Genomic DNA, 21324 nt, shown 5'->3' on the forward strand with positions numbered 1-21324 from the left:
TTTAGGTGTACAATGGAACATGGACTTTATACAAAGGTGGTTTTTTTATGTTTCAAAAAATAGCAAAGGAATGTTTAGCAGGATTTACTGTTGCGATTGTTGCGTTACCACTTGCGATTGCATTTGGTATTGCCGCGACAGGAACGTCTGAGGGAGCGCTTGTTGGATTGTATGGTGCGATTTTTGCAGGTTTATTCGCAGCGTTATTTGGCGGGACACCTGGGCAAGTAACAGGGCCAACTGGACCAATTACCGTTATTGCAACAGGAGTTATTGCGACGCACGGGTTAGAGGCAAGTTTTATTGCCTTTATGATGGCAGGGTTATTTCAAATTTTATTCGGTGTATGTAAGCTCGGTTCTTACGTTCGATATATTCCGTATCCTGTCGTTTCAGGATTTATGAATGGTATTGCATTAATCATTATTTTAGGCGAAATAAAGCACGTACAAAATAGTTTTTTACTTGTTGTGTTAACGATTATTGTAATGATTGTTTCTGGCAAATGGATTAAGGCGATTCCGTCTAGTTTAGTAGCACTAGTCGGTGTGACAGCTTTGCTTCCTTTATTTTCTTCTCTACTCGAAGGACTTACAGTAAAGTTACCGATTATCGGAAATCTTTCACTAAATAAAGTAATTGAAAAGATTGGAACCATTCCAGAAGCGATACCTACGCTTCATATTCCATCTTTAAGTGGAACAGGAATAGCAGCACTTATTTTACCAGCGCTTAGTATTGCTTTATTAGGATCGATTGACTCGTTGTTAACATCGGTCGTAATGGATAATGTGACAGGTACACGTCATAAAAGTAATAAAGAGCTCGTTGGACAAGGTATCGGTAATATGATGAGCGGATTGTTTGGCGGATTAGCAGGTGCAGGTGCGACTGTAAGGTCTATCGTGAATATAAGAAGTGGCGGTAAAACGGCACTTTCGGCATGTATGCATAGTGTTATCTTATTTATTTTTATTATGGGTCTTGGTTCGGTCGTACAATATATTCCACTTGCTGTATTATCAGGTATTTTAATTTTAACTGGTATTGGAATGTTCGATTGGGGAAGCATGAAAAAGATGCATGTCGCTCCTAAAGGTGATGTCGTTGTTATGCTCGTAACGATGATTGTAACGGTGAAGTTCGATTTAATGATTGCTGTTGCCTTCGGTATTATTCTTTCGTTCATCATATATATGGTGAAATGTAAAGAACGTAAAACTTCTATCGTAAAAGAAAAAGAAGAAACGTACACAATTCAAGGGCCGCTCTCTTTCCTATCAGTAGATCGTATTTTCTCTACTTTACAAGATGTGAAGTCACCGGTTGTTTTACGTATGAAAGATGTGCGTTATATGGATGTATCAGGAGCTATGGCATTATTAAATTTTGTTGAGCAATCAAATAAAGTAGGAGCAAGTGTAAAGCTTGAGCAAGTACATCCGAGTATTGAAAAAACAATCGCAGTAATGGCAAGCGATGAACAGAAAGAGCAATTGAAAATCTTAAGTGTTTAGATAGTAATTAGAATATCTCACAATTTTACATAAATTATAATGTAGAGTTGTGGGATGTTTTTATAATGTTTTTAGTAATATGTATCGCAGTGACAGAGAGGAAGGGCTCTTTTGGCGTAACAGAAACGCTTATAGTGTGTACATATATAATGGAAGGAATTAGAAAAATATTGTGAAGAGACAGGCTTAAATGGGTTCGCTTTTCTATTTTGAAAAAAAAACCAAGTATTCAACCTATAATAAATTTGTTATGATAACCAATGGGATAAAATGAATCCCTATCGCTTAAAACAATATGTTTGAGAGTATATGTATAAAAGAAAAGAGAAAAAATATGAATAAAACATTTGTAAAAGGAGCAGCAATTTTAACCATTACAACTTTTTTGTCAAAATTGCTTGGTAGTTTTTTTCAAATTCCATTACAAAATATTGCAGGAGATGAAGTGCTCGGTATTTTTCGCCTTGTTTTTCCTGTATATATGATTGCTCTTACATTATCGGTAGCCGGAGTTCCACTTGCAATTTCGAAACTAATTGCAGAGTTGAACGAAAAAAATAAGCAAAAGGAAATTGCGAAATTATTTAAATCAGCGTCAATTATTGGGATAGCATTTGGCGTTTTCGGCTGTTTAGTCATTGTATTATTTTCTATTGAAATTGCGAATATGCTCGGTGGACAAGAAACTAGAATGCCGTTGCTTATTACTTCATTAGCATTACTCATTGCGCCATACATGGCGGTGTATAGAGGGTATTTTCAAGGTTTCGGTGATATGAAACCAACAGGGGTATCACAGGTCATTGAGCAATTTGTACGTGTGTTTTTTATGTTAATAATTGCTTACATACTAGTATCATGGGATAAGAGTAATACTGTTATTACTAGTGGTGCGATGGTTGGCTCTTTTCTTGGAGTCATTAGTTCGCTTATATATTTGCGTATAAAATATAATAGAAGTCCATACTACAATAAAAGCAATTCCTATTCGCTCCGAGATTTAAGAGAACACGGCAAAAAGATATTGCGGGTATCGATCCCAATCGCTATCGGAGCTTTATCAATGCCACTTTTAAATTTAGTAGACTCGCTTACAATACCACATGTATTACAAGGATCATCAGCAGAAATTCAAGAACAATTTGGAATATACAGTCGCGGTTTTGCATTCACGCAAATAATTGTTATTTTTGCAAGTGCAATTGTATTTCCGTTAATACCACTCTTAACTTCCGCATTGGCCAAAAGAGATATAAATTTGGCGAAAATAACAATTCAAAATACAAATCGACTAGCGCATGTTTTGACAGCACCGTTAACAATATGGTTGATGGCATTAACCGTACCGTTAAATGTCGGATTGTTCACAGACGTAAAAGGCAGTAGTATGTTAACAGTTATGATTGGCAGTTCGTATTTTACTGCGGTTATGGTATTATCAATAGGTGTTTTACAGGGCATTAACCGTTCTGCACAAGCTGCATGGATTGTTATTGGTGCGAGTTGTGTGAAAGTCATGTTAAACATGATGTTCGTGCAGAAGTTTGGCATAGATGGAGCGGCGTATAGTACATTAATTACTTACGTATTGATTTGTATTGTAAATCATTTGTATATTCGAAGCTATATTGCCTATTCTATTCATTTAAAAAGCTTTTTCGGTGTGCTAGCAATAGCATGTATTTTGGGACTAGGATTGTATGAATTATGTAATGTGATAGATGTTACAACTTCAAGAATTATGACGTTATTATTCAGTGGTATAGCATTAAGTATTACAACCATTTTGTATGGTGTATGTGCTTTGAAATTAAAATGGATATCAATAAACAAAATACCATTTTTGAAAAGATAAATATAGAAATTTAATTTTTTATTATAATTCATATGAACTGATAAAGAGGAAACTATGTAGGGTATCAAGTGTTTAGGTAAGGAATGGGTACTAGTTTATGTTAGATGAAATAAACGGTTACCTAGTTTTGGAGGAGATTTAGGGTGCGTTTAGTCTTATCAGGATATTATGGTTTTTATAATGTTGGAGACGAGGCGATTCTACAATCAATTATTGAATCGTTAAGTAAAGAGAACCCGGATATAGAACTAGTAGTACTATCAAATGATTCTAAATATACAAAGGAAATGTATGGTGTAGAATCGGTAGATCGCTGGGATATAAAAGCTGTTTATCATGCGATAAAAAACAGTGATGGAGTTATTAGCGGTGGCGGGAGCCTTCTTCAAGATCAGACAAGTACGAAGAGTATTCTATATTATACGGGTATTATGGGACTCGCTCGATTATTAAAAAAGCCGTATTATATTTATTCACAAGGAATAGGTCCAATTACAAAAGGATATAATCGTCTATTAGTAAAATGGAACTTGTCAAAAGCTTCCTATGTATCAGTTCGAGATGAGGATTCGTTTTTATATTTAAAAGAACTTGGCATAAAAAACGATATTGAAATTGTTCCAGACCCTGTTTTAACATGGAAACGGACAAAACAATCGGATTGGTTGCAAAAGCATTCGATACATGGAAAAGTAATCGCGGTTAGTGTGCGTTATTGGAATGCAAAAGAAGATTATATAAAAAAATTAGCTGCGGCATTAAAAAAATTAAAGCAAGAAGGATACCAAATTCTATTTGTTCCAATGCATGAGCCATTTGATCAAAAAGCTTCGCGTGAAGTAGTAGACTTAATGGGAGAAGAGACGTATATGCTTCCATATAAAATGGATATCGACGAGAAAATATTCATTTTATCACAATGTTCATTACTAATTGGTATGCGTCTTCATGCACTAGTTTTTTCTGCTGTAGCCAAAACTCCAATGGTCGGGATTTCATACGATCCGAAAATTGATTCGTTTTTAAGTCAAGTGAATCAGCCAGTTATAGGAAGTGTGGATGGCGAATGGAGTGCTGAGTATTTATATGAAATTGCGAAAAAGCAATTAATGCAACAAGGAACTGTGCAGCAAGAGTTACAATTGACAATAGATGAGCTTCGGTTGCAAGGCAAACAGGCAACAAAGAAACTCATTGATCATATGGAAAAAGGCACTTTATTAAAAAAGTAAAGTGTCTTTTATTTTTGTTTTGAATTTAATGAAAATTCTAATTAAAAAACGTTTTATTTTAATTCCTATTTATTATGCTAAAATGATTGTGATTATTATATAATCAAATTTGTGATAATAAATTCGTAGATTACGAGGAGGATAACCTTGAAGACTTTTTCAAAAGGTATAACAGCAGTGGCATTAACGGGATCATTACTTTTAACTCCTATTTCAAGTTATGCGGCAAATGATGATATTACAGGACATATGTTTGAGACGAATATGCGCTCACTTATTACTAAAGGAGTTTTAATGGGGTATGGAGACAATGTATATGCGCCTGATAAATTAGTAACAAGAGCAGAGTTTGCTACATTCATAGCAAGGGCTTTAAATTTACCGAAAGCTGATTCGAATTTCGAGGATGTGCCGAAGACTTACGGTTTATATGATGGTGTAAGTAGAGCATATGGAGCGAAAATTATTAATGGTCGTACGAACGAGACATTCTCACCAAATGATGTGATTACACGTGAAGAAATGTCGATAATGGTAAAGCGAGCGTTAGACTATAAAAATATTAAAGTAGCTGTAAGTCCGCTTACCTTTACTGATAAAGATAGTATTAACTATAAAGAGCATGTACAAGTTATGGTGGCTACTCAAATTATTAAAGGGTATCCAGAAGATAATACATTTAGACCACATTTATCAGCTACAAGAGGGATGGCTTCAGCTATGTTGGATCGCATGCTTCAGACGATTGAAAAAAACGGAAATAGCAATCCTGTAGAAACTAAGAAATATGTTGTGACAAATGTAAGAGAAAACGGAACAGAGCAAGAAGTAGAGCGCTATAATACGTATAAAGAAGCGGTTACGGCTGCTCAAAATAAAGGTATGAATGCGGTAAAATACGAGAACGAATTTTTATGGATTAAAGATGGTTTTGCAAGTGCGAAAAGAATAACTGGGCAAAACATCATTAATATTTATGATGAGAATTTGTCAACAGTATATACGTATATTCAGTATGGAACAGAATTGAAAGTGTTAGAAGTTGGCGAAGATCGTGTGAAAGTTCAACTTTCTGGTTTGACAGGTTATGTGAAGAAGAATGAAATCACTTTAATTCCTACAAATGAAATGAAACAGTCGTCTTATTATGTGAAATCAGATGGATATTTATACCATAAATATTATACATATAACACAAGTTCACCTGGATATACAGAATTTAGATATGGTGTGGCACCTTCTTTCATGAAGCAAGGACAGCAAATGTATAGTGTAGATGGAAAGACATTTGGAGACGAAACTTTCTATCAATATTTCAATTATTTATCATTACGTTCGAAAACAGATTATACAGCTGAACAACTAGATAGTTATGTGAAATCGATTAAACCAGACTCTCCATTAATTGGTTTAGGAAAGAAATTTAAAGAAGTAGAAAGCAAGTATAATGTAAATGCACTATTCTTATATTCATTAGCAATCCATGAAAGTTATTATGGAACAAGCGCTCTTGCAAAAGACAAAAATAATTTATTTGGTTTAAAAGCAACAGACGATAGTCCATATGGTAACGGAGAAGCATTCAATTCAAAAGAAGATTGTATTGAACATGCAGCAAAATTATACATGAATGAAGGATATTTAAATCCAGGACATTGGCGTTATACAGCAACATATACAGGTGATAAAGCTGCTGGTTTAAATGCGAAATATGCATCTGATGCGAACTGGGGTAAAAAAGTAGCGGGGCATATGAACCGTTTTGATTCTTATTTAGGTAAAAAAGAATACAACAAGTACAAACTTGCACGTGTGATGAATAACGTGGAAGTGAAAAAGAATCCTAGTATATCAAATGAGCGACTGTATCGTTTAAATACAAATGTAGTTGTCACAGTTACTGGTGAAGAGATAATAAATGGAAAAGCGTGGGTTAAAGTTATTTCAGATAATCCTACTGTAACAGAAGCGTATATTGCAAAAGAAAGTTTAGAATACGTAAAACATTAATTAAATAAAAAAGAAGGTGCTACTAATATTTCGTAGCACCTTCTTTTTATTCAATTTCAAAATCAACAATGATATAAGCGAGTATAACAACGAAGAAAATACTAACGGCTGGTGCTGTTAATACGTGGCCAGACATAAAGCCAATGCCAAGTGATAGAACGAGTGTGCTCGCTAATAGCATATACTTTACGCTCATGATTTTCTTAAAGTTTGTGATCATGCGGATGAATAATTTAATACCAAAGTATAGAAGAGGTATTAAGTAAATAAGGAAACCGACAATTCCAAAGGCGAAAAATAGGTCATGGAAGTCCATTTCAATTAATTTAATTTTATCTGTGTAGTTACCAGCGTAACCCATTCCGAATAGTTTTTGTGAAAGCGGTGCGTCTTTATAGTATTGTTTGTATGTTTTTAAGAATTTGTCGCGATCACTGTAAATTAAACTTTTTACTTCAGAATCTGTAAGTTCACCTTTTGCATGTTTTTTTGCATCTTCTGGATCTGCTTTAATTACTTTTCCTTCTTTTCGATCTTTCTCTTCTTGTACTGATTTTTTGTATTCGTATATTTGCATGTGAATGCCCATATTTTTTGCGATAGGAGTATGCGGTGTAAGAGCAATTAAACCTCCTAGTATAACTGCGACAACAACGGTATTTACAATATGTGTGAATCCTTTTCCATCTTTTTTACGATTTATCATATATTCAATGAATGAGAAGAAAAGTGCTACGCCTAATGTAATAACAATTGCGCCATATCCGACTTTCGTTCCGACCATAATACTTGCATACATCGCAAGTATTGTTGGAATCCAGTAATATATTTTCGAGAAAGAAGTTGTTTTATGAATCGAATATAAGACAATGATTGGGAACATAATGGCGAAAAGAGAACTTAAATCATTTCCAGCGAAGAACCAACCTCTTGAGCCGATTTTTGAGTGAGGATAGCTTGGGAAATCCGTTCCAGTTTGCATTGCGACAATCATTGTAATGCTTAAAATTAAAGTTGCATATAAGAAATATGTAATGATTTTATGGAATACATACTCTTTATTTTTTAGCTCTTTAAAGGCGATAATATATCCAAACAGTAGCACAATTGGATATACGCTCTTTAAGATGAATTTAACTTCTTCTCCAAATGAAACTGGAGATTTAACCATCATATTATTTACAAGACCGATTGCGAGTGCGATCCCGAGTAAGCACAAATAGAGGATGTACTTTTTCGCATCTTGTTGTTTGTGATGAAGAAGTAGGTACCCTAATGCAAGAAGCATAAAGGCGAAACGGACTACAACTCCAACTGTTGCGCTCATGTGTAGTATATAGATTGAAAAAGATGTTAATAAATCTAAAATTGGTTGAAACACAATGAATAGCAATAGGAAATGTGGGAAGTAGTTATCCGTTTGTTTCAACTTATTAACCATATGTTCCTCCAGTTCTTCATTCCTTTATTACAACACCCAAAAGATGGGTATAAAGCCTTTTTTACATAGTAAGGCGAATGAATTTCAATATTTGTTTTTTTATCAAACTTAAGAATACACCATTTCATTGTAATGGTAAATAGATGAAAAGCATGGATAAACCGACTTTAATTTCTATATTTTTCAACGGAATTGTATGTTTTATACGGTAAATGTACAAATTGTGAGATTATTAGACAGAAAATTGAGAAAAAAGAAGGATTTTTCAGTGGTTTTCTATAATTATATAAGTATAATCTTTATGGAGAAAGAGGGGTATATATAATGGAAATAACAAGTAAAACAGAATCTGTCGTTGTGAAATATGAAGGCCACGTTGCAACGGTTATGGTCAATCGCCCAGAGGTGTTAAATGCGTTGGATGAGCCGACCTTAAAAGAGTTATTACAAAAGTTGAAAGAAGTAGCGGAAAGTTCTGCGCATATCGTTGTGTTATGCGGGAACGGCCGTGGTTTTTCTGCGGGTGGGGATATTAAATCGATGCTTTCAAGTAATGATGAAAGTAAGTTTGATGGCATTATGAATACCATTTCTGAAGTTGTCGTGACATTATATACGATGCCAAAGCTTGTTATTAGTGCAATTCATGGACCGACTGCAGGTCTTGGGTTAAGTATTGCGTTAACAGCTGATTATGTAATGGCGGATATATCATCTGTTATTGCAATGAACTTTATTGGAATTGCTTTAATTCCAGATGGAGGCGGTCATTTCTTCCTTCAAAAGCGTGTCGGTGAAAATATGACGAAGCAAATTATTTGGGAAGGTAAGAAGTTATCAGCGACAGAGGCGCTTGATATCGGCTTAATTGATGAAGTAATCGGCGAAGATTTCCAAACGGCTGTGAAACAAAAAATTAATGAATGGTCACAAAAACCGATTAAAGCAATGATTCAAACGAAGCAAATTTTATGTGAAGTAAATCGCTCTAATTTAGAGCAAACATTGCAATTAGAAAAGCGTGGTCAATATGCAATGAGACAAACAGCGGATCATAAAGAAGGAATTGCTGCGTTTTTAGAGAAACGTTTACCAGCATTTAAAGGGGAATAAAGTGAAGTGAGGATTTTGTCCATTCCTCACTGATTATTAGCTCGTTAATTCGGGATAAAGGGGAGAAAGTGCTAACACATTTTAGTATAATTGTGTTAGCACTTTTTTTAAGGAGTAATACATGAAGAAAATGATCGGTGTTATTACTATTATTTTGCTTACATATTCTGCTTTGCATAGTACACCATCTTTGGCAGTTCGGACTGCGTTGTTTTTTGAGGGACATCCAAGTGTTGCATTTTCTGACGGGGTGACGAAAGAAAAAGATGTGAAAAAAGAAGCGATTCCAGATGAGTATCAAACTCTATATGGTAAGGACGAAGACTTAGAGCACTATTTCTTTCCACATGTAAGAGCACATGGATCAGGAATTGATATGTTAAGTGCGTGCGTGAAGAAAAAATGGTTTTTCTATAAAGCAGAGCTCGGATGTTATTAAATATAGGAGGATGAATGATGTCAGCATATAACAAGTTAGTAAGAGATCGTGTTCCAGAGAAGATTTTAATGTCTGGAAAAACGTATACAGCACAAAAATTAACAGGGCAAGCATACATACAGGCTTTAGCGAAAATTGGAACGGAAGAAATTCGTGAATTTGCTTCTATGAAAGAACGCGAACATGCGCTAGATTCTCTTGCGGATGCGCTAGAAGTTATCATTTCATTAGCACGTGCAGAAGGTGCATCGATTGAAGATGTAGAACGCCTTCGTAAGAAAAAAGAAGTAGAGCGCGGTGGATTTGAAAGAGGTATTTATTTATTAGACGTTTCAGAAGAATAGTTTTATAGGAAAAGCATAGCGTTAATGAGTAACGCTATGCTTTTTTGTTGCAATGAAGCTAATAATGAAGAAGATAGCTGTTAATATCCAGCCGATTGTAATAGAAGTAGTAGTGTGAATGGCATAAGAGATTTGTAAACAAAATAATGATGCTAAAAACCAAATGAGTGCAATGTGTATATATTTTTTTGATATATTCATATTTTATAACTCCTTTTATATACTAAAAAGAATTTTACTACAATTTAGAAAATTAAGCTATATAAGTAGAGGTTTTCTGGTGAATTTTGTATACTGAATAGTAGAGAAAAAGAGGAGGAAACGACAATGGCACATCATGCGAAAGAAACGATGGAACTGATTAAGGAGCTTGTCTCTATTCCAAGTCCATCTGGAAATACAGCAAAAATTATTAATTTCATTGAAAACTATGTCAGTGAGTGGAACGTAGAAACGAAACGTAATAATAAGGGAGCTCTTATTTTAACGGTAAAAGGGAAAAATGATGCACAGCACCGCTTATTAACGGCACACGTTGATACGTTAGGTGCGATGGTAAAAGAAATTAAGCCTGACGGTCGCCTGAGTCTTTCTATGATTGGTGGATTTCGCTGGAACTCCGTAGAAGGGGAATATTGCGAAATTGAAACATCAAGTGGCAAGACGTATACAGGAACAATTTTAATGCATCAAACATCTGTACATGTATATAAAGATGCAGGTGAAGCAAAACGCGATGAGAAAAATATTGAAGTTCGTATTGATGAGCGCGTATTTTCAGCTGATGAAGTACGCGAATTAGGAATTGAAGTAGGAGACTTCGTTTCATTTGATCCGCGCGTTCAAATTACAGAGAGTGGATACATAAAATCACGTCATTTAGATGACAAAGTAAGTGTTGCAATTTTATTAAAATTAATTAAAAGATTACAAGATGAAAACATAACATTACCATATACGACGCATTTCTTAATTTCTAATAATGAAGAGATTGGATACGGTGGTAACTCTAACATTCCAGAAGAAACTGTTGAATACTTAGCAGTTGATATGGGAGCGTTAGGTGATGGACAAGCATCTGATGAATATACAGTATCTATTTGTGCAAAAGACTCTAGCGGCCCGTATCATTATGCACTGCGCAAACATTTAGTAGAGCTTGCGAAAACGAATCATATTGAATATAAAGTAGATATTTATCCGTACTACGGATCTGATGCATCAGCTGCGATTCGCGCGGGATTTGATGTGAAACATGCGTTAATTGGAGCGGGTATTGATTCTTCCCACGCATTTGAACGTACGCATGAAAGTTCTATTGCGCATACAGAAGCATTAGTGTATGCATATGTAATGTCTAATTTAATTGAAGAATAATTTCATAGATAATAGAGAGCTGATTAAAGATATTATTTTTAATCAGCTTTTTATTTGGCAAAGCGATTGGGAGACATGTCCTAATCGCTTTTTTATCCCGCTATTTGCCGGGCAGTAAGACTCCTACCTCAAAATTCAGCGAAAGCAAAAAAGTTAGATTGGTGAGGGCTGATTAAAGTTTTTTATATACATTCATTATAAGTTATATATATGCGATTTTTGTTATACGGCCGGAAACGTATTTACTATAGATATATAATGTTATACACTATGAAAGGAATTAATTAATAGTTAATATTTTTTAGTTAGCTTGATTAAAAAAATGAATGAATATGAAGTTTTGAGAGGAGATTTATTTTTCATGAAGTACAAAGCAATAGCCGCAGGTTTATTAGCAGCAAATTTACTAGCACATCCAATTAGTAGTTTAGCAGAAACGAAGAAATTTCCTGATGTTTCAGATAGTGCGTGGTCAAAAGACGCAATTTATTATTTAGTAGAGAGAAATGTAATTAACGGTATGCCAGATGGTAACTTTATGCCATACGGAAATTTAACACGTGCTCAGGCAGCAAAGATTATCGCAACAGCAATTGGTGCTAAAATAGATCCAAATGCAAAGCCGTCTTATAATGATGCAAAAAATAGTTGGGCAGCTTCATTTATTGCAGCCATGGAAAAAGAGAATATTATTAAAGGGCGAGAACCAGGAGTATTTGATCCTGAAGGAAAAGTAACTCGTGCTGAAATGGCGGCTATGCTTGTAAGAGCATATAATCTGAAAAGCAAAGTAACAGGACCAGTTCCTACAAAATTTGCTGATTTAGAGAATCATTGGGGTAAAGAAGAAGTTAATATTTTAGTAGAATTAAAACTTTCGTTAGGTACAGAGGATGGCTGGAAACCGAATGATTCTATTACGCGTGAACAAGCAGCTCAACTTACTGCGCAAACAGATAAATTTAGCAAGAATAGTGATCGTCCAGTAGAAACAAAGAAAGTGTACATAGATAGAAAATTCATTACATATCACGCACCATCATTAAGTTCTGGGATTAGTGCAAATCAGCATAATCCACAAATGGTTGAAATTAAAGAAGAACGAGATGGATGGATCAAAATTGCAACAAGTAAAGGTGATAAATGGACACCTTTAGTAGAGAAAACAGAAGTTATTAATGAAGGATTCACTACTTATGCAGAAGCTTCTTCTTCTTCAAAAGTAATGGGAACACATAACGCACAACAAGTAACTGTTATTGAAGAGAACGGCAGCTGGATTCGTATCCGCATGGGCGCTGGTTTCCAATGGGTTAATAAAAATCAATTAAATCCAGTGAAGCAAGGTAACTTCTTAGAAGGAAAAGCGATTATCATTGATCCAGGTCATGGTGGAGCGGATTCAGGTAATCCAGGTTATTATGAGAAAGAAAGTGAAACTGTATTAGATGTATCACTACGATTACAGAAAATATTTGAGAAAAAGACACCATTTACTGTGTTATTCACTCGTACAGATGATACACGTCCAGGAACAAGTGCTTCTGATTCTTTAAAGAAACGTGTAGAATTTGCTCAAAAAAATAATGGGGATATTTTTGTAAGTATTCATGGTAATGGCACGGAAGAGAAAAATGGACAAGGTACAGAAACGTTCTACTATGAATCAGCGACAGCAAGAGGAACAAATCCTAACGTATCAGAAAGTCGTTTACTAGCAGAAAAAATTCAAGAGCGTCTTGTAGATGCACTGGGAACAAAAGATCGTGGTGTGAAAAAAGGCGATTTATACGTAATTAGAGAAAATACAATGCCAGCTGTATTAGCAGAATTAGCATTTGTAGATAATAAAAGTGATGCAGATAAAATAGCTACACCAGCGCAGAGACAAAGTGCAGCGGAAGCTATTTATCAAGGTATTTTAGATTACTATGAAGAAATGGGTAACAACGTGTCTTCTTTCCGTTAATAAATAATAAGAGATTGCCATTGGCAGTCTCTTTTATTTATTAACGTTTCTCTTTATTTCCGGCATATGATATCATTTAATTTTATATACAAAAGAAAAGTATTTGAGTAATTGTAATCATAACAATTTTAAACGATAGAGGATGATAATAGATTGAATAATCATAGTAAAACACCTGCCTGTATATATACGTATGCATTTCGTGAGGAGGAGCGTGCTTTATGTTACTTGGAAATGCGCTCGTTCTTTGGAATGGAGTCCCACGTTAATATTTTAAAAAGTGATGTCAAAATTGACCCGAGTAGAAGTGCGTTTATTAAAGAGCGAATTGAAGTTATGTATGAAGGGGACGACTTAGAAAGCATTTTAAAACAAGTGGAACAAATTGATTTGGCGGGAGCGACGTTCAAAGTCATCTTCGTTAAAATTAATGACCTCGTTGGAGAGAATAAAATTGAATATGGAGAAAGACGTCTTATTGAAAGAGACCTCGGCATGCATATTGAAGGAGAAGCGGATGTTCGTAATCCAGAGCGTGTATTCGGGATTGTTCCTCTTGGAGGACGCTGGTACTTCGGGCACTATGTAGAAAGCGAACCAGTTTGGTATCATCACATAAAAAAACCGCATAGTTATTCGACATCTCTTAGCACACGTGTTGCGAGATCAGTTGCAAATATCGCTGTACCAAATCCAGAGGGAGTACGAGCAATTGACCCGTGCTGCGGTATTGGAACAGTAGTAGTAGAAGCACTTTCTATGGGGATTAACATCGTTGGTAGAGATATAAATCCACTTGTAGTTCTTGGAACGAGAAAAAACATCGCACATTTCGGATTTGAAGGAACAGTAACAAAAGGGTCGATCGAGGAAATTACTGAGAACTACGACGTTGCTATTATCGATATGCCGTACGACTTATTTACGCATGCCACACCAGAAGATCAACTATCAATTCTCTCAAGTGCACGCCGCATCGCGAAAAAAGTAGTCGTTGTCACGATGGAAACAATGGACGACATGATCCATGAAGCAGGATTCGAAATTACAGATCGCTGTATTACAAGAAAAGGATCATTTACTAGACAGATTCTTGTTTGTGAATAAGAAAGAAAGGTCACCCGTTTGGGTGACCTTTTTTGTTTGTATTGATGTGTAATTGGTTGGTGGTTTAGGTAGATGAATTAGCGAAATTTGTCGGTAAGTCGATATTGCATGTCGAATCGCCGATATCGTTACATTAGAATGTTACTGTTCTTTTAATTTCTCTTGTTGTGCAAGTAGTAAATTGCGCAAGATGTGCCCGCGGTAACTTTCTAGTTTTCGTCCTTCATGATAGCGTACGCCTAATTTTTTTAGTTCAGCTACGTACCAGCCCTTTGTTCCGTAATACATGGGATCACTTCCTTTTTGCTTTTGAACAGTATATGTTTGGGAGCGAAGTAACTTTACATTGAAAATAATAATGATAAAAGGAATTTTGCATGTGTATACCAGTGAAATTGCAAAGTTATCGAGGTGTTTTATAACGTAACGTCCAAGCCGTGTATAAAAAAGTAGACAGTTGTATATGAATTTGTTGAAAAAAGAATACACATTACTGAGGGGATTTGAAAAAAGTAATGCTATACGCTTTGGCATGATACTTGCGTTGGAAATAGTATCAACATATAGGGGAGAGATCGAAATGAAGGTTAGTAAAATATATACAACGATTGATGCACACGTAGCTGGGGAACCACTTCGAATTATTACGGGCAGAGTGCCAGAAATAAAAGGGGAAACGCAGCTGGAAAGACGCGCGTACTGCATAAAACATTTGGACCATCTTCGTGAAGTTCTGATGTATGAACCGAGAGGGCATCACGGAATGTACGGTTGTATCATTACACCGCCAGCAAGTGCTCACGCTGATTTTGGCGTATTATTTATGCACAATGAAGGCTGGAGTACGATGTGTGGTCACGGTATTATCGCTGTTATTACAGTTGGAATTGAAACAGGCATGTTTGAAGTAAAGGGGGAAAAACAAAAGTTCATTATTGATAGCCCAGCTGGGGAAGTCATTGCGTATGCAACATATAACGGGAGTGAAGTAGAATCTGTATCATTTGAAAATGTTCCTTCATTTGTATACAAAAAAGACGTTCCTATTAAAATAGATGACTATGAATTTCAAGTAGATATCGCGTTTGGCGGAGCTTTTTATGCGGTAGTAGACTGTAAAGAATTTGGTTTGAAAGTTGATTTCAAGGATTTATCTGCTATTCAAGCGTGGGGCGGTAAAATTAAGCACTACATCGAGAGCAAAATGGAAGTGAAGCATCCACTTGAAGAAGGATTAAAAGGGATATACGGCGTTATTTTCTCAGATGAACCGAAAGGAGAAGACGCAACTTTACGAAATGTAACAATCTTTGCTGATGGGCAAGTAGATCGTTCTCCTTGCGGTACAGGAACTTCCGCAAGAATCGCAACTCTTTTTGGAAAAGATGCTTTACAAAAGGGAGAAATTTTCGTCCATGAATGCATTACTGACGGGAAATTCGAGGGGGAAGTATTGTCGGTAACCGCAGTAGATACATATGAAGCTGTCGTTCCGAAAGTAACGGGGAATGCCTTTATTACAGGATTTCATCAGTTCGTTGTAGACCCGAGAGATGATTTGAATCGAGGATTTTTGTTAGGATAAGAGGAGGGGGTGGAAAGATATGCTAGTCATAAGCGCGAACGAACAAAGAAACTTAGTAAATATGAATGAAGTTATTGAATACGCGGCGCTTGCTTTAAAAGAATTTTCCGCAGAAAGAACGATTACACCAATAAGGGGCTCATTACCATTTGCGAACGAGCAAAATACGGCATTAATTATGCCTTCAGTAGCGGAAGGGCTTGAGGCGCTTGGAGTAAAAATAGTAACGGTAGTCCCGCAAAATAAACAGATAGGAAAGAAAACGATCAACGGGATTGTGATGCTATCAGACTTTCAAACGGGAGAACCGCTCGCACTTTTAGAAGGATCGTACTTAACGATGATCCGAACAGGCGCCCTATCAGGAGTAGCGACAAAATATTTAGCTCGTCATAACGCAAAAACTTTATGCATTATTGGCACGGGTGAACAAGCGAAAGGAATTGCTGAAGCTGTATTTGCGGTAAGAGCTATCGAAAAAGTCATTTTATACAATCGAACAGAAGAAAAGGCGTATGCATTTGCGGAGTATATACAAGAGAGATTCAACAAACCTGCATATGTTCACACCAATGCGAATGAAGCAATAAGCGAAGCAGACATCATCGTCACAACTACGAATGCATCCACACCAGTCTTCTCAGAAACACTACAAAAAGGCGTCCACGTAAACGCCGTCGGCTCATTCAGACCGAGCATGCAAGAACTACCCTCACATGCCATAGCTAAAGCAAACAAAGTAGTAGTTGAATCAAAAGAAGCAGCACTAGACGAAACAGGAGACCTTCAAGTTCCGATAAAAGAAGGTCTATTCAAAGCAAACGCCATTCACGCTGAACTTGGTCAAATTATAAGCAAAGAAAAAGCTGGACGCGAAAATAATGAAGAGATTACTATTTTCAAATCAGTTGGTTTGGCGGTAGTGGATATTATCGTTGCGAAGTATTTGTATGAGAAAGCGGTGGAGCAAGGAGTAGGGAATAAGATTGAGTTTTGAGACTGCCTTTTGGTGGTCTTTTTTGTTGATGTGGGTGTGCTAGTATTTATAATTGAATCCTTTTAATATTATGTTGCAATGTATGAATTCTGTGCGGACATCAAATCATTCATTCAATTGGTATATGAAAAAAGTTGCCCCTCTAATTATTAGAGGGGCAACTTTTTACCATTCTCGCCATTCTTCTGTTATATCTTCCTCGGATTCTAAGCCAGCTATTCGTGCTGCTGTATCGATAAATTCATAGAGATCTTCTCTTTCCATTGTTTCAATAAAATAGTCATGTTCGTCATTTAATTCATTTATGTTAAGAACAATCTCTTTAACAACATGCATTATTTCGATTTCAGTTGGATTTTCTCCCAATTGCTCTAAATTATTTATGTAAGTATCAAGAACTTTATTTGTTGCACTTATATTTTCTTCAGTGAAAAACTCTCCATCTTCATCATTCTCAATCCATTGGGTTGTTGGTTTGTTTATTTTCAGTTCATTAAACGTCATGATAACCTCCTAAATGTGTTTTTTGTCTTTAATCCCATTCTACATTTTCGGTCATATATAACAATCATTTTAGAGTTTTTTTGTAAGCTACTAGTTTTTTAACTCATTTTACGAGGTAACCTATTCGTGGTCTTCTTTTTTAATCCTCCTTATAAATATATTTTATGGCAAGAATGTATTAGTAGATTTCAAACTTTCCACATTTACAAAAAAGTTTGACTTTACATACAGGTAGTGGTAATTTAAAACTTATAAGAAAACTCGGGATTAATTCCGAGTTTTCTTATGGGTATAACTAGTTTGAGGGGGCCGAAAGATGAAACAGAAGTTATTTGCATTACCATTTGTTCTAATACTACTTATTGCATTAGCGGCTTGTTCTGGGGAAAAAGATTCTTCGAAGCAAGCGGGCACTAGTAAATCAGGGACTCCGAAAGATGGAGGAACGTTAACGATTGGTGTTAGCGATAATCCAGATACGATGAATCCGCTTTATGCGAATGATCGTGTGTCATTAACTGTGCAGCAGGCTTTATATGCGCCGCTATATCATATGGAAGACGGTAAGAAAAAGTTTGTTCTTGCTGAGAGCTTTACGCCTTCAGAAGATCAATTAACGTGGACATTGAAATTAAAAGATAATTTGAAATGGCATGATGGTAAGAAAATTACATCAGACGATATAGCATTTACATTCCAATCTATTTTGGATGAGAAGCAAAATAGCTCAAGTCGTGAAAACTTTATTTTTAAAGGAAAGCCGCTTGAGGTGAAAAAGGTAGATGAGTTAACAACTCAATTCGTTTTACCACAAGTAAGCGCATCTTTCGAAGGTGTAATGAATGATTTCTTCCCAATTCCGAAACATGTATTTGAAGGGGAAGCAGATTTAGCGAAGAGTAAGAAAAACTTACAGCCTGTAGGATCAGGGCCGTTTAAGTTTAAAGAGTATAAATCAGATGAGTATGTTGCATTAGATCGATTTGATGATTATGTAGGTGGGAAAGCTAAATTAGACTCTATCGTATACCGCGTTGTAAAAGACCGTAATACAGCAAATGTTTCACTGCAAAATGGTCAAATCAACATGAAAATGATTGAGCCGCAAGACTTTAAAAAACTAGATAGTACTGGGAACTTCTCAATGGTGACATTCCCTGAAGGTAGATTATTCTACTTATCTTATAACATGAATACAGATTTGATGAAGAAAAAAGAAGTGCGCCAAGCAATTGCGCATGCGTTAGATAAAAAAGAAATGATTAACTCAGCATTCGTTTCGGGTGAATTTGCAGAACCAGCAAATTCAATCTTAACGCCAGACGCTATGTATTATGCGAAAGATATTAAAGACTATAAGTATGATAAAAAAGAAGCGAAAGATTTATTAGCAAAAGCTGGCGTGAAAGATAAAGAAAAAGTACGTGTGATGTATGTAACGAATAATAAAATCATGGAAAGCTTAGCGCTTTATACACAACAAAAATTAAAAGAAGTTGGCTTAGAAGTTGAACTAAATGCATTAGATGCTAGTGCGGCAAGTGAAAAAGGCTTAGATAAAGAGAATAAAGAATATGACATTACATTTGGTGGTTACATAATGGGACCTGAGCCAGATTCATATAAGAGCTTATTCTTAAGTAATGCTGAATACAATTATGCACGATATAAAAACGCTGATTTCGATAAGTTATGGGAAGAAGCTGCAGTTGAAACGGATAAAACAAAACGTGCAGAGCTATACCATAAAATTCAAGAAACAGCTAGAGAAGACGTACCTTATCTACCAATTGCGTATCCGAAAGCAGTTATTGCAGTAGATAAAAAGTTTGATGGATTGAAAGAAGCAAAAGCAATTCCTGTCACAATGTTTGAAGATTTATCTAAGATTTATGAAGTGAAATAAGAAACTGTAAAGAAGCTGGTGGAAATCAGCTTCTTTATCAAGTTAAAGCCTAATTGATGTAGGCTAATGAAAGTTTCACTTTACCTTGAGGGGGGAAGTTTGTGTATAAAGTAATTGCGAAGAGGCTGTTAAATGCAATTCCGCTTTTATTTGTTATTTCTATTATTTCTTTTTTATTAATAAAACTAGCACCGGGAGATCCCGTACGAAACTTTGTTACGCCGAATATGAGTCCAATTGATGTCGAGCGTATTCGCACAAGTTTAGGACTCGATCAACCCATTTATATGCAGTATATTTTATGGCTAAAAAATATTTTAACAGGGAACTTTGGTTATTCACTTCAAAACCATCGTCCTGTTTTAGACCTTATTGTGGAACGGTTACCTGCGACAATCGGCTTAATGGGATCGTCTTTACTCGTCTCATTTGTAATCGCAATACCACTAGGACTACTTACAGGTGTGAAAAAGAATTCTATTTTTGATCGCATTGTAAACTTTATCTCTTATGTGGGAATTTCCATGCCAGTCTTTTGGTTCGCTTTACTATTAATCTACTTATTCTCTTTAAAGTTGAACCTTCTTCCGAGTATGGGTATGCGTACAGTCGGTCAAGATTCCGTCTGGGATATTGTCCAGCATGGTATTTTACCTTGCATGGTGCTAGCGTTCCAAAACGTCTCTGTTTATATGAGATATATTCGCTCAAGTACAATCCAGCAATTAGAGGAAGATTACGTACAAATTCAATATGCGTACGGTGCTTCGAAGAAAACCGTTTTATTTAATCACGTACTTCGAAACGTATTAATACCGATCATTACAATTTTCGGATTATCCATTCCAAGTTTAGTAGGCGGAGCGTTCATTACGGAAACAGTTTTCTCATGGCCGGGACTTGGTTCGCTCGGGGTGAATGCTATTTTTAGATTTGATTATCCAATTATTATGGCAATCACATTGTTATCATCGTTCATGTTAATTCTCGGTAATTTAATTGCTGATATTTTATATGGCGTAGTAGATCCGCGCATTCGAATGAGGGGGTGATTTGGAATGAATAATAGGAGATTTCAAACGTTAAAAAGTAGTTTTACGAAAAATAAGTTTGTACTAATAGGAGTTATTATACTTGCGGTTTTAACAATTGCATCGATATTCGCATTCGTATCACCGTACGATCCTAGTAAAATGTCGATTCCAGATCGTTTACAAGAACCGAGTATGAGTCATCCTTTCGGAACGGATGATTACGGAAGGGATTACTTAACGAGGGCATTATATGGCGGAAGAGTTTCACTTGCGGTCGGTTTCCTTGCGATGGTTGTTTCCATTACAATCGGAACCGCAGTCGGAACAATTAGCGGATATTTTGGTGGAAAGTTAGACAACTTCTTAATGCGAATTGTTGAAGTACTTATGTCAATTCCATCATTCTTTTTAATGCTACTATTAAATGCGTATTTAAAACCAGGAATTACGACGTTAGTTCTTATTATCGGATTACTAACATGGATGGACACCGCCCGTATTGTAAGGGCAGAAACGTTATCTGTAAAAGAGCGTGAGTACGTTTTATACGCAAAAGTATCAGGACAGAAATCACTCACAATTATTGTAAGACATATCATTCCTAACATTTTATCAACCATTATTATCGCTGCGACATTAACAATTGCGACATCGATTTTAATGGAATCATCACTTAGCTTTTTAGGTTTAGGTATTAGAGAGCCAGATTCTTCTTGGGGTAGCATGCTAAACAATGCGCAAGGATATATTGGCGAAGCTTGGTATTTAACACTCTTCCCAGGATTCCTTATCCTTTTAACGGTACTTAGTTTTAACGTAATTGGTGAAGCATTGAAGAAAGCTTTCGCGCCAAAAGGAGCTGGAAATGAAAACTAAAGTGTTACGTGAAAGGAG

General features: G+C 35.8%; 19 protein-coding genes. 15 read left to right on the plus strand and 4 right to left on the minus strand.

Annotation, left to right across the window (positions count from 1 at the left end):
• Positions 1 to 47 precede the first annotated feature (47 nt).
• The 4 genes from DN407_RS04540 (at position 48) to DN407_RS04555 (ending at position 6614) form a co-directional block, all read left to right on the plus strand.
• Positions 48 to 1517: a SulP family inorganic anion transporter gene (locus DN407_RS04540; RefSeq protein WP_000486650.1), complete on the plus strand. Its 1470-nt coding sequence runs from the start codon at positions 48 to 50 to the stop codon at positions 1515 to 1517.
• A gap of 334 nt (positions 1518 to 1851) precedes the next feature.
• A complete protein-coding gene (locus DN407_RS04545; RefSeq protein WP_001043994.1) occupies positions 1852 to 3372 on the plus strand; it encodes a putative polysaccharide biosynthesis protein in 1521 nt (506 codons plus the stop codon).
• Positions 3373 to 3515: 143 nt separating this feature from the next.
• Positions 3516 to 4604: a polysaccharide pyruvyl transferase CsaB gene (gene csaB / locus DN407_RS04550; RefSeq protein ID WP_001241591.1), complete on the plus strand. Its 1089-nt coding sequence runs from the start codon at positions 3516 to 3518 to the stop codon at positions 4602 to 4604.
• A gap of 147 nt (positions 4605 to 4751) precedes the next feature.
• The gene (locus DN407_RS04555) at positions 4752 to 6614 is read left to right on the plus strand and encodes an S-layer homology domain-containing protein (RefSeq protein ID WP_000847506.1); all 1863 of its coding nucleotides are present in this window, start codon (positions 4752 to 4754) and stop codon (positions 6612 to 6614) included.
• 46 nt (positions 6615 to 6660) lie between these two features.
• Here the strand turns inward: DN407_RS04555 and DN407_RS04560 are convergent, their stop codons facing one another.
• Positions 6661 to 8055 (minus strand): O-antigen ligase family protein, encoded by a 1395-nt coding sequence (locus DN407_RS04560; RefSeq protein WP_065704782.1) that lies wholly within the window; start codon positions 8053 to 8055, stop codon positions 6661 to 6663.
• A 324-nt stretch (positions 8056 to 8379) separates the two neighbouring features.
• On the opposite strand from DN407_RS04560, the gene DN407_RS04570 reads away from it, so the two are divergent.
• The 3 genes from DN407_RS04570 to DN407_RS04580 all read left to right on the plus strand — a co-directional run bounded on the left by DN407_RS04570 (position 8380) and on the right by DN407_RS04580 (position 9951).
• Complete coding sequence (locus DN407_RS04570) at positions 8380 to 9168, plus strand: enoyl-CoA hydratase (protein ID WP_000406892.1); 789 nt, start codon at positions 8380 to 8382, stop codon at positions 9166 to 9168.
• 121 nt (positions 9169 to 9289) lie between these two features.
• Positions 9290 to 9607 carry a hypothetical protein gene (locus tag DN407_RS04575; protein WP_000738198.1) on the plus strand — a complete coding sequence of 106 codons (318 nt, stop codon included), beginning with the start codon at positions 9290 to 9292 and terminating at the stop codon, positions 9605 to 9607.
• Positions 9608 to 9624: 17 nt separating this feature from the next.
• Positions 9625 to 9951, plus strand: coding sequence for a nucleoside triphosphate pyrophosphohydrolase (locus DN407_RS04580; protein WP_001277348.1), 327 nt, complete (start codon positions 9625 to 9627; stop codon positions 9949 to 9951).
• Between the two features lie 21 nt (positions 9952 to 9972).
• Here the strand turns inward: DN407_RS04580 and DN407_RS04585 are convergent, their stop codons facing one another.
• Complete coding sequence (locus DN407_RS04585) at positions 9973 to 10152, minus strand: hypothetical protein (RefSeq protein ID WP_001027083.1); 180 nt, start codon at positions 10150 to 10152, stop codon at positions 9973 to 9975.
• A gap of 126 nt (positions 10153 to 10278) precedes the next feature.
• On the opposite strand from DN407_RS04585, the gene DN407_RS04590 reads away from it, so the two are divergent.
• From DN407_RS04590 to DN407_RS04600, 3 genes are all read left to right on the plus strand, one after another.
• Positions 10279 to 11328, plus strand: coding sequence for a M42 family metallopeptidase (locus DN407_RS04590; protein WP_000930027.1), 1050 nt, complete (start codon positions 10279 to 10281; stop codon positions 11326 to 11328).
• Positions 11329 to 11689: 361 nt separating this feature from the next.
• Positions 11690 to 13297 carry an N-acetylmuramoyl-L-alanine amidase gene (locus DN407_RS04595; RefSeq protein ID WP_149216044.1) on the plus strand — a complete coding sequence of 536 codons (1608 nt, stop codon included), beginning with the start codon at positions 11690 to 11692 and terminating at the stop codon, positions 13295 to 13297.
• Between the two features lie 153 nt (positions 13298 to 13450).
• A complete protein-coding gene (locus tag DN407_RS04600; protein ID WP_149216045.1) occupies positions 13451 to 14404 on the plus strand; it encodes a TRM11 family SAM-dependent methyltransferase in 954 nt (317 codons plus the stop codon).
• Positions 14405 to 14545: 141 nt separating this feature from the next.
• Here DN407_RS04600 and DN407_RS04605 read toward each other — a convergent pair whose 3' ends face one another.
• Positions 14546 to 14776 carry a YflJ family protein gene (locus DN407_RS04605; RefSeq protein WP_100240272.1) on the minus strand — a complete coding sequence of 77 codons (231 nt, stop codon included), beginning with the start codon at positions 14774 to 14776 and terminating at the stop codon, positions 14546 to 14548.
• Positions 14777 to 14984: 208 nt separating this feature from the next.
• Here DN407_RS04605 and DN407_RS04610 point away from each other — a divergent pair, with 208 nt between their 5' ends.
• Both DN407_RS04610 and DN407_RS04615 read left to right on the plus strand, forming a co-directional pair.
• Complete coding sequence (locus DN407_RS04610; protein WP_149216046.1) at positions 14985 to 15989, plus strand: proline racemase family protein; 1005 nt, start codon at positions 14985 to 14987, stop codon at positions 15987 to 15989.
• Between the two features lie 19 nt (positions 15990 to 16008).
• Positions 16009 to 16986: an ornithine cyclodeaminase family protein gene (locus tag DN407_RS04615; protein WP_044584179.1), complete on the plus strand. Its 978-nt coding sequence runs from the start codon at positions 16009 to 16011 to the stop codon at positions 16984 to 16986.
• A 165-nt stretch (positions 16987 to 17151) separates the two neighbouring features.
• Here the strand turns inward: DN407_RS04615 and DN407_RS04620 are convergent, their stop codons facing one another.
• Positions 17152 to 17490 carry a hypothetical protein gene (locus tag DN407_RS04620; protein ID WP_149216047.1) on the minus strand — a complete coding sequence of 113 codons (339 nt, stop codon included), beginning with the start codon at positions 17488 to 17490 and terminating at the stop codon, positions 17152 to 17154.
• 316 nt (positions 17491 to 17806) lie between these two features.
• Here DN407_RS04620 and DN407_RS04625 point away from each other — a divergent pair, with 316 nt between their 5' ends.
• The 3 genes from DN407_RS04625 (at position 17807) to DN407_RS04635 (ending at position 21306) form a co-directional block, all read left to right on the plus strand.
• Positions 17807 to 19396 (plus strand): ABC transporter substrate-binding protein, encoded by a 1590-nt coding sequence (locus DN407_RS04625; protein WP_000810663.1) that lies wholly within the window; start codon positions 17807 to 17809, stop codon positions 19394 to 19396.
• Positions 19397 to 19497: 101 nt separating this feature from the next.
• Entirely contained in the window at positions 19498 to 20448 is a 951-nt protein-coding gene (locus DN407_RS04630; RefSeq protein WP_098098320.1) for an ABC transporter permease, read from the plus strand.
• 6 nt (positions 20449 to 20454) lie between these two features.
• On the plus strand, positions 20455 to 21306 hold the full coding sequence (locus DN407_RS04635) for an ABC transporter permease (protein WP_001065317.1): 852 nt from the start codon (positions 20455 to 20457) through the stop codon (positions 21304 to 21306).
• Positions 21307 to 21324 lie beyond the last annotated feature (18 nt).

Source organism: Bacillus sp. JAS24-2 (genome assembly GCF_008274905.1).
Lineage (GTDB): Bacteria > Bacillota > Bacilli > Bacillales > Bacillaceae_G > Bacillus_A > Bacillus_A cereus.

Bases quoted from the DNA above. Each gene is read 5' to 3' on its own strand.
- DN407_RS04540 (WP_000486650.1), top strand. From the start codon at position 48: ATGTTTCAAAAAATAGCAAAGGAATGTTTAGCAGGATTTACTGTTGCG.
- DN407_RS04545 (WP_001043994.1), top strand. From the start codon at position 1,852: ATGAATAAAACATTTGTAAAAGGAGCAGCAATTTTAACCATTACAACT.
- DN407_RS04560 (WP_065704782.1), bottom strand. From the start codon at position 8,055: ATGGTTAATAAGTTGAAACAAACGGATAACTACTTCCCACATTTCCTA.
- DN407_RS04570 (WP_000406892.1), top strand. From the start codon at position 8,380: ATGGAAATAACAAGTAAAACAGAATCTGTCGTTGTGAAATATGAAGGC.
- DN407_RS04575 (WP_000738198.1), top strand. From the start codon at position 9,290: ATGAAGAAAATGATCGGTGTTATTACTATTATTTTGCTTACATATTCT.
- DN407_RS04580 (WP_001277348.1), top strand. From the start codon at position 9,625: ATGTCAGCATATAACAAGTTAGTAAGAGATCGTGTTCCAGAGAAGATT.
- DN407_RS04585 (WP_001027083.1), bottom strand. From the start codon at position 10,152: ATGAATATATCAAAAAAATATATACACATTGCACTCATTTGGTTTTTA.
- DN407_RS04590 (WP_000930027.1), top strand. From the start codon at position 10,279: ATGGCACATCATGCGAAAGAAACGATGGAACTGATTAAGGAGCTTGTC.
- DN407_RS04595 (WP_149216044.1), top strand. From the start codon at position 11,690: ATGAAGTACAAAGCAATAGCCGCAGGTTTATTAGCAGCAAATTTACTA.
- DN407_RS04610 (WP_149216046.1), top strand. From the start codon at position 14,985: ATGAAGGTTAGTAAAATATATACAACGATTGATGCACACGTAGCTGGG.
- DN407_RS04615 (WP_044584179.1), top strand. From the start codon at position 16,009: ATGCTAGTCATAAGCGCGAACGAACAAAGAAACTTAGTAAATATGAAT.
- DN407_RS04620 (WP_149216047.1), bottom strand. From the start codon at position 17,490: ATGACGTTTAATGAACTGAAAATAAACAAACCAACAACCCAATGGATT.
- DN407_RS04625 (WP_000810663.1), top strand. From the start codon at position 17,807: ATGAAACAGAAGTTATTTGCATTACCATTTGTTCTAATACTACTTATT.
- DN407_RS04635 (WP_001065317.1), top strand. From the start codon at position 20,455: ATGAATAATAGGAGATTTCAAACGTTAAAAAGTAGTTTTACGAAAAAT.